The sequence below is a fragment of the Streptomyces griseoruber genome, assembly GCF_001514205.1.
Lineage (GTDB): Bacteria > Actinomycetota > Actinomycetes > Streptomycetales > Streptomycetaceae > Streptomyces > Streptomyces griseoruber.
Map to the genome: position 1 here is coordinate 207,413 of NZ_KQ948773.1, position 13,420 is coordinate 220,832.

Annotated in this window: 10 protein-coding genes; all 10 read left to right on the forward strand. The window is 73.0% G+C overall.

Annotation, left to right across the window (positions count from 1 at the left end; genetic code table 11):
* Nucleotides 1-11: 11 nt before the first annotated feature.
* The 10 genes from AQJ64_RS26855 (at nucleotide 12) to AQJ64_RS26900 (ending at nucleotide 13,305) form a co-directional block, all read left to right on the forward strand.
* Entirely contained in the window at nucleotides 12-2,048 is a 2,037-nt protein-coding gene (locus AQJ64_RS26855) for an ABC transporter ATP-binding protein (RefSeq protein ID WP_425315617.1), read from the forward strand.
* Between the two features lie 82 nt (nucleotides 2,049-2,130).
* The gene (locus AQJ64_RS26860; protein ID WP_059203049.1) at nucleotides 2,131-3,096 is read left to right on the forward strand and encodes an EamA family transporter; all 966 of its coding nucleotides are present in this window, start codon (nucleotides 2,131-2,133) and stop codon (nucleotides 3,094-3,096) included.
* 75 nt (nucleotides 3,097-3,171) lie between these two features.
* Complete coding sequence (locus tag AQJ64_RS26865; protein WP_055637582.1) at nucleotides 3,172-3,966, forward strand: TIGR03084 family metal-binding protein; 795 nt, start codon at nucleotides 3,172-3,174, stop codon at nucleotides 3,964-3,966.
* The gene (locus tag AQJ64_RS26870; RefSeq protein WP_055637577.1) at nucleotides 3,963-5,666 is read left to right on the forward strand and encodes an acyclic terpene utilization AtuA family protein; all 1,704 of its coding nucleotides are present in this window, start codon (nucleotides 3,963-3,965) and stop codon (nucleotides 5,664-5,666) included. The genes AQJ64_RS26865 and AQJ64_RS26870 overlap by 4 nt, the downstream gene beginning before the upstream one ends.
* The gene (locus tag AQJ64_RS26875; protein WP_055637578.1) at nucleotides 5,663-7,261 is read left to right on the forward strand and encodes an acyl-CoA carboxylase subunit beta; all 1,599 of its coding nucleotides are present in this window, start codon (nucleotides 5,663-5,665) and stop codon (nucleotides 7,259-7,261) included. Before AQJ64_RS26870 ends, AQJ64_RS26875 begins: the two co-directional genes overlap by 4 nt.
* A gap of 5 nt (nucleotides 7,262-7,266) precedes the next feature.
* Nucleotides 7,267-9,153: an acetyl/propionyl/methylcrotonyl-CoA carboxylase subunit alpha gene (locus tag AQJ64_RS26880; RefSeq protein WP_055637579.1), complete on the forward strand. Its 1,887-nt coding sequence runs from the start codon at nucleotides 7,267-7,269 to the stop codon at nucleotides 9,151-9,153.
* A 60-nt stretch (nucleotides 9,154-9,213) separates the two neighbouring features.
* The gene (locus AQJ64_RS26885) at nucleotides 9,214-10,338 is read left to right on the forward strand and encodes an acyl-CoA dehydrogenase family protein (protein ID WP_055637580.1); all 1,125 of its coding nucleotides are present in this window, start codon (nucleotides 9,214-9,216) and stop codon (nucleotides 10,336-10,338) included.
* Between the two features lie 17 nt (nucleotides 10,339-10,355).
* On the forward strand, nucleotides 10,356-11,924 hold the full coding sequence (locus AQJ64_RS26890; RefSeq protein ID WP_055637581.1) for a 4-coumarate--CoA ligase family protein: 1,569 nt from the start codon (nucleotides 10,356-10,358) through the stop codon (nucleotides 11,922-11,924).
* Entirely contained in the window at nucleotides 11,921-12,655 is a 735-nt protein-coding gene (locus tag AQJ64_RS26895) for an enoyl-CoA hydratase family protein (RefSeq protein ID WP_059203050.1), read from the forward strand. Before AQJ64_RS26890 ends, AQJ64_RS26895 begins: the two co-directional genes overlap by 4 nt.
* Nucleotides 12,643-13,305 (forward strand): TetR/AcrR family transcriptional regulator, encoded by a 663-nt coding sequence (locus AQJ64_RS26900; RefSeq protein ID WP_055638922.1) that lies wholly within the window; start codon nucleotides 12,643-12,645, stop codon nucleotides 13,303-13,305. The genes AQJ64_RS26895 and AQJ64_RS26900 overlap by 13 nt, the downstream gene beginning before the upstream one ends.
* Nucleotides 13,306-13,420: the final 115 nt, after the last annotated feature.

The window sequence follows — 13,420 nt, forward strand, 5'->3', positions numbered from 1 at the left end:
GAGGGGAATTCTTGCAGGGAGAACGGGAAGAGCTGGAGGAAGGGGATGAGGAATATGAGTACGACACCCCCACCATTCCCGCGCGCGTAGCGTTCCGCCGCTTCTGGCCGCTCACCCGGGGCCTGCGGAAGTGGCTGCTCGTCGTCTGGGTGTGCACGATCCTCGCCGCGCTCGCCGAGACCGAGGCCATCCTGCTCTTCGGCGACCTCACCGACAACGCCCTGCGCGAGGGCTCGCTCGCCGCGTTCTGGGCGCCTGCCGTGAAGTGGCTCGGGGTCGCCGTGGTCGGCGCGATCGTGGCCTACGCCGGCAACTCCCTGGCCGCCTGGGCGACCGAGCGGTTCGTGATGCGGCTGCGCGAGCGTGTCTTCGACCACGTCCAGCAGTTGCCGCCGCACTTCTTCCAACGCCACCGCCAGGGCGATCTGCTGTCCCGGCTGACGAGTGACGTCGAGGCCATCGAGACGATGGTCGTGTCGGGCCTGGTCGGCGCCGCCTCCGCCGCCTTCTCCGCGATCTTCTACGCGGCCGCCGCCTTCTGGCTGCGCTGGGACCTGGCCGCCGCCACCTTCGTCCTCGCCCCCCTGTTCTGGCTGGCCGCGCGCCGCTTCTCCGGCTCCATCAAGGACGTCTCGCGCGAGGGCCGGGTAGCCGACGGCGCGATCACCTCCGTCGTCGAGGAGTCGCTCGGCAACATCGTGCTGACCCAGGCGTACGACCGGCGCGACGCCGAGCGCCGCCGGCTCGGCGAGGAGGCGAACGCCTGGTTCCGCGCCTCCGTGCGCTCCACCCGGCTCAACGAGGCGTACGAACAGCTGGTGACCGTCATCGAGACCGTGTGCGTGCTCGCGGTGATCGGCATCGGCGCCTGGGAGATCTCCACCGGGCGCATGACCCTCGGCCAGCTCCTCGCCTTCGCGGCCTTCCTCGGCTATCTGTACCCGCCGGTGCGGGGCCTCGCCCAGCTGGGCCTCACGATCACGGCGGCGACGGCGGGCGCCGAGCGGCTCATCGAGATCCTCGACGTACGGCCCTCGGTGACGGACCCCCGGCGGGTGGCCGATCCCCCCGGCCGCCCGGACGGCACGGTCGAGGTCAGGGACGTCTCCTTCCGCTACCCCGGCGCGGACCGGCAGGCCCTGGAGGGGCTCTCCTTCTCCGTGCACCCGGGCGAGCTGGTGATCATCACCGGGCCGAGCGGCGCGGGCAAGTCCACCGTCTCCAAGCTGCTCCTGCGCTTCTACGACCCGGACGCCGGCGAGGTGCTGCTGGACGGCGTGCCGGTGCGCGACTTCCCGCTGGCGCGGCTGCGGGAGTACCTGACCCTGCTCCCGCAGGAGACGCTCGTCCTGCACGACACCGTCCGCGCGAACATCGCCTGCGGCCGGCCCGGCGCGAGCGACCAGGCCATCGAGGAGGCGGCCCGCGCGGCCGACGCCCATGACTTCGTCGTGCGGCTGCCCGAGGGCTACGACACGAAGATCGACCCGGGTTCGGCCCGGCTGTCCGGCGGCCAGCTCCAGCGCCTCGCGATCGCCCGCGCGATCCTGCGGGACGCCCCGGTCCTGGTCCTGGACGAGCCGACCACCGGTCTGGACGCGATGGCCGCCCGGCGGATCGTGAAGCCGCTGAGGCGCCTGATGGCCGGCCGGACGACCATCATGATCACCCACGATCTCAACCTCGCCCCCGACGCCGACCGCATCCTCGTGGTCGACCAGGGCCGGATCGTGGAGACCGGCCGCCACGAGGAACTGCTGGCCTGGGGCGGGGCGTACGCACGGCTGCACCGCTCGCAGAACAACGCCCTGATGGACACGGGCGAGCTGCGTCTGCCGCTGTTCGTGGAGCAGCCGGTGCCGGTCTCGGTGCCGGTCTCGGTGCCGATGCCGGCGGCCGAGTACGGCGGCGACGGGAACGGATACGGTCACGACCCCTACGCGGCCCCGGCGGCGGCGCAGGACCCCTGGACCCGGCCGGTGCCCGACCCGTACGACCCTTACGCCCCGTACGACCCCTACGGCCCGAGGCACTGGCCCGGCATCTGAACGTCTCACGGCGCGAGACAGCGGCGTCCCCGGTTTACGCACCTGTTCTGGTTCATTACTCTGGACTCGACAGTTCAACCGGATGAACACAAGAGCCCTTGGACCGCCCGTGACCGCCCCCTCGGAAGCCTCCGCGCCCTCCCTCGCCACCCCCGTCCCGGCCGGCGCCCCCGGTGTCCCCGGCCGCTTCGGCTCCTTCGGTCCCGTCGGTCTCGTCCTCGCGGGCGGCATCTCGGTGCAGTTCGGCGGTGCGCTGGCGGTGACGCTGATGCCGAGGGCGGGCGCGCTCGGGGTCGTGGCGCTGCGGCTGGCGGTCGCGGCGGTGGTCCTGCTCGTCGTCTGCCGTCCCCGGCTGCGCGGCCACTCCCGCGCCGACTGGGGCACGGTCGTCGTCTTCGGCGTCACCATGGCCGCGATGAACGGCCTCTTCTACCAGGCCGTCGACCGCATCCCGCTGGGCCCGGCGGTGACCCTGGAGGTCCTCGGCCCGCTCGCCCTCTCCGTCCTCGCCTCCCGCCGCGCCCTCAACCTGGTCTGGGCCGGACTCGCCCTCGCCGGGGTCTTCCTGCTCGGCGGCGGAGGCTTCGCCGGCCTCGACCCGGTGGGCGTCGCGTTCGCCCTCGGGGCGGGCGCGATGTGGGCGGCGTACATCGTGTTCAGCGCCCGCACGGGCCGCCGCTTCCCGCAGGCCGACGGTCTGGCCCTGGCGATGGCGGTGGGCGCGCTGCTCTTCCTCCCGCTGGGCGTCGCGGAGTCCGGCGCGAAACTCGCCGACCCGGTGACGCTCGGCCTGGGCGCGGCGGTCGCCCTCCTCTCCTCCGTCCTGCCGTACACCCTGGAACTCCTGGCCCTGCGCCGGCTGCCCGCGTCCACCTTCGCCATCCTGATGAGCCTGGAACCGGCCATCGCCGCCACGGCCGGCCTCCTCGTCCTCGGCCAGTCCCTGACCCTCCCCGAGACGGCAGCGATCGCCCTGGTGGTCGCGGCGAGCATGGGCGCGGTACGCACCCAGGTGGGCCGGGGGAAGAGGGCCGTACCGGAGAGCTGAGAGGCTCCGGCCGCCGCCCGGAAATTAATGCAAGCATGCTTGCTTGTTTCTGGGGGCCCTGCCATGCTCCACCCCATGGCCGACCCGACGCCCGTGATCGACGACCTGTGTGCCGAAAGCGACGAACTCGATCTTCTCGTCGCCGAGTTGGAGCCGGAGCAGTGGATGCTCCCGACCCCCGCCCCCGGCTGGACCGTCGCCCATCAGATCGCCCACCTCGCCTGGACCGACCACTCCTCGCTGCTCGCGGTGACCGACCAGCGGGCCTTCGCCCGTGAGGTCGAGGCGGCCCTGACCGAGCCCGGGGACTTCGTGGACAACGGCGCCGAGGAGGGCGCCCGGAAGCCGCCCGCACGGCTCCTCGCGGACTGGCGGACCGGCCGCGCGGCCCTCGCCGACGCCCTGCGCACCGCCCCCGAGGGCGCCCGTTTCCCCTGGTACGGGCCGCCCATGTCGACCGCCTCCATGGCCACCGCCCGCCTGATGGAGACCTGGGCCCACGGCCTGGACATCGCCGACGCCCTCGGAGCCGTCCGCACCCCGGGCGACCGCCTGCGGCACATCGTCCGCCTCGGCGTCCGCACCCGCGACTACGCCTTCGGCGTGCACGGACTGACCCCGCCGTTCGAGGACTTCCGCCTCGAACTCACCGCCCCCTCCGGCGAGTCGTGGGCGTACGGCCCCGACGACGCCACCGACCGCGTCACCGGCCCCGCCCTCGACTTCTGCCTCCTCGTCACCCAGCGGGCCCACCGCGCCGACCTCGCCCTGCGCGCCGAGGGCGAGGACGCCGACCGCTGGCTGGACATCGCCCAGGCGTTCGCGGGCCCGCCCGGCAAGGGGCGCGCCCCACGAGGGGACTCCGCGTGACGCCCTCGCCCCCGTCACCCCCGTCACCGCCGTCACCCCTGCGCATCGGCAACTTCTCCGGCTTCTACGGCGACCGCGCCGACGCCCTGCACGAGATGCTCACCGGCGGCGAACTCGACGTCCTCACCGGCGACTACCTCGCCGAACTGACCATGCTCATCCTGGGCCGCGACCGGCTGAAGGACCCCTCCGCCGGATACGCCCGCACCTTCCTGCGCCAACTGGAGGAGTCCCTCGGGCTCGCCCGGGAGCGGGGCGTGCGGATCGTCACCAACGCCGGCGGCCTCAACCCGGCCGGACTCGCCGACGCCGTGCGGAAACTGGCCGACCGGGTCGGCGTCCCGGTACGCGTCGCGCACGTCGAGGGCGACGACCTCGGCCCCCGGTTCCCCGGCTCCCTCACCGCCCACGCCTACCTCGGCGGATTCGGCATCGCGGCCTGTCTGCGCGAGGGCGCGGACATCGTCGTCACCGGGCGCGTGACGGACGCGGCCCTGGTCACCGGGCCCGCCGCCGCCCACTTCGGCTGGACGCCGCACGACCACGACCGGCTCGCGGGCGCGGTCGTCGCCGGGCACGTCCTGGAGTGCGGGACCCAGGCCACCGGCGGCAACTACGCCTTCTTCCGGGAGGCGGACGTACGCCGGCCCGGCTTCCCGCTCGCCGAGCTGTACGCCGACGGCAGCAGCGTCATCACCAAGCACCCCGGCACCGGCGGACTCGTCGACGTCGGCACGGTCACCGCACAGCTGCTGTACGAGACGACGGGCGCCCGGTACGCGGGACCGGACGTCACCGCCCGCCTCGACACCGTCCGGCTCACCCAGGACGGCCCCGACCGCGTCCGGATCGACGGCGTACGCGGCGAGGCCCCGCCGCCCACCCTCAAGGTCGGCCGCAGCCGGATCGGCGGCTTCCGCAACGAGGTCGTCTTCGTCCTCACCGGCCTGGACGTCGAGGCCAAGGCGGAGCTGGTGCGCGAGCAGCTGGCCGGCTCCCTGGCGAAGGCCGCCGACGTCCGCTGGGACCTCGTCCGCACCGACCGCCCCGACGCCGACACCGAGGAGACCGCGAGCGCCCTGCTGCGGCTCGTCGTCCGCGACCCCGAACAGGCCGTCGTGGGCAGGGCCCTGAGCGGCGCCGCCGTGGAACTGGCCCTCGGGAGCTACCCCGGCTTCCACGTCCTCGCCCCACCCGGAAAGGGCGCCCCCTACGGGGTGTGCGAGGCCGCGTACGTCCCCCAGGACGAGGTCGCGCACACCGCAGTCCTCGACGACGGACGCCGGATCCCCGTCCCCCCGGCCGCCGACACCCTCGTACTCGAGGACGTGGCGTCACCGGAGCTGCCCGAGCCCCTGCCGCCCGGCCCCGTCCGCGGGGCTCCGCTCGGCCTGCTCGCCGGGGCCCGCAGCGGGGACAAGGGCGGGGACGCCAACGTCGGGGTGTGGGTCCGCACCGACCAGGCCTGGCGCTGGCTCGCCCACACCCTGACCGTCGACCGGTTCCGCGAACTCCTCCCGGAGACAGCGGAGTTGAAGGTCACCCGGCACGTCCTCCCCCACCTGCGCGCCCTGAACTTCGTCGTCGAGGGCGTCCTCGGCGCCGGAGTCGCCGCCCAGCACCGCTTCGATCCGCAGGCCAAGGCGCTCGGCGAATGGCTGCGCTCCCGTCATCTGGACCTCCCGGAGGCACTCCTGTGACCGTCCTGCCGTCGGCGCTGGACACGACCGGCCCCGACCACCGCGCCCACCGCGCGGCCATGCTCGCCAAGCTGGCCGACCTGGACGCCGAGCACGCCAAGGCCCTGGCGGGCGGCGGCCCGAAGTACGTCGAACGCCACCGCTCCCGCGGCAAGCTCCTCGCCCGCGAACGCATCGAACTGCTCCTCGACCCCGACACCCCGTTCCTGGAGCTGTCCCCGCTCGCCGCCTGGGGCAGCGACCACACCGTCGGCGCCTCCCTGGTCACCGGTATCGGGGTCGTCGAGGGCGTCGAGTGCCTGATCACCGCCAACGACCCCACCGTCCGCGGCGGCGCCAGCAACCCCTGGTCGCTGAAGAAGGCCCTGCGCGCCAACGACATCGCGCTCGCCAACCGGCTGCCCTTCATCAGCCTGGTGGAGTCCGGCGGCGCCGACCTGCCCTCCCAGAAGGAGATCTTCATCCCCGGGGGCGCCATCTTCCGCGACCTCACCCGGCTCTCCGCCGCCGGCATCCCCACCGTCGCCGTCGTCTTCGGCAACTCCACGGCGGGCGGCGCCTACATCCCCGGCCTGTCCGACCACGTGATCATGGTCAAGGAGCGGGCCAAGGTCTTCCTCGGCGGACCGCCGCTGGTCAAGATGGCCACCGGAGAGGAGAGCGACGACGAGTCGCTGGGCGGCGCCGAGATGCACGCGCGCGTGTCCGGCCTCGCCGACTACTTCGCCGTCGACGAACGCGACGCGCTGCGCCAGGCCCGCCGGGTGGTCGCCCGCCTCAACCACCGCAAGGCGTACGACGACCCGGGCCCGGCCGAGCCCCCCAAGCACGACCCCGAGGACCTGCTCGGCATCGTCCCCGGCGACCTCAAGATCCCCTTCGACCCGCGCGAGGTGATCGCCCGGATCGTCGACGGCTCCGACTTCGACGAGTTCAAGCCCCTGTACGGCACGAGCCTCGCCACCGGCTGGGCCGCGCTGCACGGCTACCCGGTCGGCATCCTCGCCAACGCCCAGGGCGTGCTGTTCAGCGCCGAGTCCCAGAAGGCCGCCCAGTTCATCCAGCTCGCCAACCAGCGGAACATCCCACTGCTGTTCCTGCACAACACCACCGGCTACATGGTCGGCAAGGAGTACGAGCAGGGCGGCATCATCAAGCACGGCGCCATGATGATCAACGCGGTGAGCAACAGCCGCGTCCCGCACCTGTCCGTCCTCATGGGCGCCTCCTACGGCGCCGGCCACTACGGCATGTGCGGCCGCGCCTACGACCCCCGTTTCCTGTTCGCCTGGCCCAGCGCCAAGTCGGCCGTCATGGGCCCGCAGCAGCTCGCCGGCGTCCTGTCGATCGTCGCCCGCCAGTCGGCCGCCGCGAAGGGACAGCCGTACGACGAGGACGCCGACGCCGCCCTGCGCGCCCTGGTGGAGCAGCAGATCGAGTCCGAGTCGCTGCCGATGTTCCTGTCCGGGCGGCTCTACGACGACGGCGTCATCGACCCGCGCGACACCCGCACGGTCCTCGGCCTGTGCCTGTCGGCCATCCACACGGCGCCGTACGAGGGCGCGCGCGGTGGCTTCGGCGTCTTCCGGATGTGAGGCTCATGGTTACTTCTGCTCTTATTGCTTCTGTTCCGACCGCTTCTGCCGCGATTACGTCTGTCCTGGTCGCGAACCGCGGTGAGATCGCCTGCCGTATCTTCCGCACCTGCGGTGCGTTGGGAATCCGGACGGTCGCCGTGCACTCGGACGCCGACGACAACGCCCTCCACGCGCGCGTGGCCGACACGGCCGTACGACTGCCGGGGGCGGCCCCCGCGGACACCTATCTGCGCGCCGACCTGATCGTGAAGGCGGCCGTCGCGGCCGGCGCGGACGCCGTCCACCCCGGCTACGGCTTCCTCTCCGAGAACGCCGACTTCGCCCGGGCCGTCCAGGACGCCGGACTCGTCTGGATCGGCCCGCCGCCGGAGGCCATCGAGGCGATGGCGTCCAAGACACGCGCGAAGCGGCTGATGGGGCTGGCGCCGCTCACGGAGGCCGGGGAGTCCGATCTCCCGGTGCTGGTGAAGGCGGCGGCGGGCGGCGGAGGCCGCGGCATGCGGGTCGTACGCCGTCTGGCGGACCTGCCGGCCGCCCTGGAGGCCGCCCGCGCGGAGGCCGCGAGCGCCTTCGGCGACGGCGAGGTCTTCGTCGAGCCCTACGTCGAGAACGGCCGCCATGTCGAGGTCCAGATCCTCGCCGACACCCACGGCACGGTGTGGGCGCTCGGCACCCGCGACTGCTCCCTCCAGCGCCGCCACCAGAAGGTGATCGAGGAGGCGCCGGCGCCCGGGCTCTCCCCGGCGCTGGAGGAGGAACTGCGGGCGCTGTCCGTACGCGCGGCACGCTCGGTCGCGTATGTCGGCGCCGGCACCGTCGAGTTCCTGGTCGCCGACGGCCGCGCGCACTTCCTGGAGATGAACACCCGCCTCCAGGTCGAACACCCCGTCACGGAGGCCGTCTTCGGCCTCGACCTCGTGGCGGAACAGATCCGCGTCGCGGAGGGCGCCGCCCTCGCCCCCGAACCGCCACGCGCGCGTGGCCACGCCATCGAGGCCCGCCTCTACGCCGAGGACCCCGCGGCCGACTGGACCCCGCAGACCGGCACCCTGCACCGCCTGACCGTCCCGGACGGCGTCCGCCTGGACACCGGCTACGGCGACGGCGACGGGATCGGCGTCCACTACGACCCGATGCTCGCGAAGATCGTCGCTCACGCCCCCACGCGCGCGGAGGCGCTGCGAAAGCTGTCGGGCGCCCTGGAACGCACCACGCTCCACGGCCCGGTCACCAACCGCGACCTCCTGATCCGCTCCCTGCGGCACGAGGAGTTCACCTCCGCCCGCATGAACACGGGCTTCTACGACCGCCACCTGGCCGAGCTGACCACCTCGACGGTGGATCCGTACGCCCCGCTGGCGGCGGCGCTGGCCGAGGCACGGACCCGCTCCCGGTTCGGCGGCTGGCGCAACCTGCCCTCCCAGCCGCAGCGCAAGCGGTACGCGGTGGGCGGCGAGGAGATCGAGGTCGAGTACGCGCACGGGCGCACCGGCCTCACGGCCCAGGGCGTCCAGGTCGTGCACGCCGACCCGGCCCTCGTCGTCCTGGAGACCGACGGCGTACGGCGCCGCTTCGAGGTGGCCCGCTACGGCGACCGCGTCCACGTGGGCACCACGACCCTCACGGAACTGCCCCGCTTCCCCGCCCCCGAGACCCAGCACGCCCCCGGCTCCCTCCTGGCGCCGATGCCGGGCACGGTCGTCAAGCTGGCGCCCACCCTCATCACCGGATCGAGTGTCGAAGCGGGCGAACCGCTGGTGTGGCTCGAAGCGATGAAGATGCAACACGTCATCTCCGCCCCGGCGACGGGGACGGTGACGGCGGTGCAGGTGACGGAGGGACAGCAGGTGCAGGTCGGCGCGCTCTTGGTGGTCGTGGAGAGCAACTGACCTCAGGGGCGCGGGGAACTGCGCGAGAACCACGTACGACCCGCAGCCAAAGGAGCCACAGTGACGACCCTGATCGAATCCGACGAGCACAAGGCACTCCGCGCCGCGGTCGCCTCCTTCGCCACGGCCCACACCGACACCGGCGATCTCTGGCAGGCGGCAGCCAAACTCGGCTACATCGGCGTCAACCTCCCCGAGACCTACGGAGGAGGCGGCGGCGGCATCACCGAACTCTCCCTCGTCCTCGAAGAGATGGGTGCCGCGGGCAACCCCCTCCTCATGATGATCGTCTCCCCGGCGATCTGCGGCACGGTCATCGCCCGCTTCGGCACACAGGCCCAGAAACAGCAGTGGCTCCCCGCCCTCGCCGACGGCACCCGCCTCATGGCCTTCGGCATCACCGAACCCGACGCCGGCTCCAACAGCCACCGCATCACCACCACCGCCCGCCGCGACGGCACCGACTGGCTGCTCACCGGCCGCAAGGTCTTCGTCTCCGGGGTCGACATCGCCGACGCCACCCTGATCGTCGGCCGCACCGAGGACGCCCGCACCGGCACCCTCAAGCCCTGCCTGTTCATCGTCCCGCGCGACGCCCCCGGCTTCACCCACCGCAGGATCGACATGGAACTGCACAGCGTGGAGAAGCAGTTCGAACTGGTCCTGGACGACGTCCGGCTCCCCGCCGAAGCCCTCGTCGGCGACGAGGACGCCGGCCTCCTCCAGCTCTTCGCCGGCCTCAACCCGGAGCGGATCATGACGGCCGCCTTCGCGATCGGCATGGGCCGCCACGCCCTCGCCAAGGCCGTCGCGTACGCCCGCGACCGCACGGTCTGGAAGACCCCCATCGGCGCCCACCAGGCCATCGCCCACCCCCTCGCCCAGGCGCACATCGAGCTCGAACTGGCCCGCCTGATGATGCAGAAGGCCGCCCACCTCTACGACGCCGGCGACGACACCGGCGCGGGCGAGGCCGCCAACATGGCCAAGTACGCGGCCGGGGAAGCCTGCGTCCGGGCCGTGGACCAGGCGGTCCAGACCCTCGGCGGCAACGGCCTCACCGCCGAGTTCGGCATCGCCAGACTGATCACGGCCTCCCGCGTGGCCCGTATCGCCCCGGTGAGCCGGGAGATGATTCTCAACTACGTCTCCCACCAGACCCTGGGCCTGCCCAAGTCGTACTGAACCGTCTTGGAGGAACCGTGTTCCGCAGCGTGTACGCAGACGTCCCGCCGGTAGAACTCCCCATCCACGACGCCGTCCTGGGCCACGCCGCCGCCTTCGGCGAGCAGCCCGCACTGATCGACGGCACGGACGGCACCACCCTCACCTACGAGCAGGTGGACCGGTTCCACCGGCGCGTCGCCGCCGCCCTCGCCGAGGCCGGGGTCCGCAAGGGCGACGTACTGGCCCTGCACAGCCCCAACACCGTCGCCTTCCCCCTCGCCTTCTACGCCGCCACCCGCGCGGGCGCCTCCGTCACCACCGTGCATCCGCTCGCCACCGCCGAGGAGTTCGCCAAGCAGCTCGGCGACTCCCGGGCCCGCTGGATCGTCACCGTCTCGCCGTTCCTGGAGACCGCCCGCCGCGCCGCCGAACTCGCCGGCGGCGTCCAGGAGATCTTCGTCTGCGACAGCGCGCCCGGACACCGCTCCCTGATCGACATGCTCGCCTCCGCCGCCCCCGAGCCGCAGATCGACATCGACCCCGTCGAGGACGTGGCCGCCCTGCCGTACTCCTCCGGCACCACCGGCACCCCCAAGGGCGTCATGCTCACCCACCGGCAGATCGCCACCAACCTCGCCCAGCTCGAACCCGCGATCACCGTCGGCCCCGGCGACCGCATCCTCGCCGTCCTGCCCTTCTTCCACATCTACGGCCTCACCGCCCTGATGAACGCCCCCCTCCGGCAGGGCGCCACCGTCGTCGTCCTGCCCCGCTTCGACCTCGAGACCTTCCTCGGCGCCATCCAGACCCACCGCATCAGCGGCCTGTACGTCGCCCCGCCGATCGTCCTCGCCCTCGCCAAACACCCCGCGGTCGCCCGGTACGACCTGTCGTCCCTGAAGTACGTCATCAGCGCCGCCGCCCCCCTGGACGCCGGCCTCGCCGCCGCCTGCTCCGACCGCCTGGACCTGCCGCCCGTCGGCCAGGCCTACGGCATGACGGAACTGTCCCCCGGCACCCACATCGTCCCCCTCGACGCCATGCGCGACGCCCCCGCCGGCACCGTCGGCAGGCTCATCGCCGGCACCGAGATGCGGATCGTCGCCCTCGACGACCCCGCCAAGGACCTCGGCCCCGGCGAGGACGGCGAGATCCTCATCCGCGGACCCCAGGTCATGAAGGGCTACCTCGGCCGTCCCGACGCCACCGCCGCCATGATCGACCCCGACGGCTGGCTGCACACCGGCGACATCGGCCGCGTCGACGAGGACGGCTGGCTCTTCGTCGTCGACCGCGTCAAGGAACTCATCAAGTACAAGGGCTTCCAGGTCGCCCCCGCCGAACTCGAAGCCCTCCTCCTCACCCACCCCGCGGTCGCCGACGCCGCCGTCATCGGCGTCTACAACGACGAGGGCAACGAAGTCCCGCACGCCTTCGTCGTCCGCCAGCCCACCGCCCCCGACCTCTCCGAAGGAGAGATCGCGATGTACGTCGCCGAACGTGTCGCCCCCTACAAACGCGTCCGCCGCGTCACCTTCATCGACGCCGTCCCGCGCGCGGTCTCCGGCAAGATCCTGCGCCGGCAGCTCAGGGAGACACCGTGACCCTCGTCGCCCGCACCCGCGTCCAGGGCATCGAGACCCTCACCCTCGACGCCCCCGCCACCCGCAACGCCCTCTCCGCCGCCCTCGTCGGCGAACTCACCGACGCGCTCAGCGACTGCGCCGAGGACGCCGACGTCCGCGCCGTCGTCCTCACCCACACCGGCAACACCTTCAGTGCCGGAGCCGACCTGCGCGACCCGCCTGCCCCCGACACGTTCGTGGCCGTCCTCCGGCAGATCGTCGAACTACCCCGGCCCGTCGTCGCCCGTGTCACCGGCCACGTCCGGGCCGGCGGCCTCGGCCTCCTCGCCGCCTGCGACATCACCGCCGCCGCCACCCCGGCCACCTTCGCCTTCACCGAAGTACGCATCGGCGTCGCCCCCGCCGTCATCTCCCTCCCCCTGCTGCCCCGCACCGACCCCCGCGCCCTCACCCGCTACTACCTCACCGGCGAGCGCTTCGACGCCCCCGAGGCCGCCCGCATCGGCCTGCTCACCACCACCGGCGACGATGTCGACGCCGTCCTCGCCCCCGTCCTCGACGGACTGCGCAGATCCTCCCCCCAGGCCCTCACCGAGACGAAACGGCTGCTCACGGCTAGGGTGCTGGAGACATTCGACCGGGACGCGACCCACCTCACCGCGCTCTCGGCCCGGCTGTTCTCCTCCGCGCCCGCCCGCGAGGGCATGACGGCCTTCCTCGAACGACGGGATCCCGCATGGGTGCTGTGACCGCGGCCGACCGGCCGTCCGGCGACCGGCCGCCCGGCGACCGAGTCCCCAAACAGGACCGCAGCCGGGCCACCCGGCAGCGACTCCTCGAAGCCGCCGTCGCCTGCCTCGCCGAACACGGCTGGGCCGGCTCCACGGTCTCCGTCGTCGCCGAACGCGCGGGCGTCTCCCGCGGCGCCGCCCAGCACCACTTCCCCACCCGCGAAGACCTGTTCACCGCGGCCGTCGAGTACGTCGCCGAGGAACGCTGCCTGGCCCTGCGCGCCCTGTTCCCCGACGGCGGCGCCGACCGCCGCGCGGTCCTGACCGCCCTCGTCGACGTCTACACCGGCCCCCTCTTCCGCGCCGCCCTCCACCTCTGGGTCGCCGCCTCCAACGAGGAACAGCTCGGCCCCCGCGTCGCCGAACTGGAGGGCCGCGTCGGCCGCGAGACCCACCGCGTCGCCCTCGAACTCCTCGGCGCCGACGAATCCGTCCCCGGCGTCCGCGAAACCGTCCAGGGCCTCCTCGACATGGCCCGCGGTCTCGGCCTCGCCAACCTCCTCACCGACGACACCGGCCGCCGCGAACGCGTCGTCACACAGTGGGCGGGACTGCTGGACGTGCTGCTGGACGGACGGCCGGACCGACGGGCGACCACGTCCAGGTGATCGTGGACCTGGACGTGCGCGAGAAGGACGCACCCAGGCTCGCGGAACAGCTGGGCGAACGCCCCGTCGCCGACGGCATCGTCCTCGACGCGCACGCGAGGACTCCGTGCCGGGC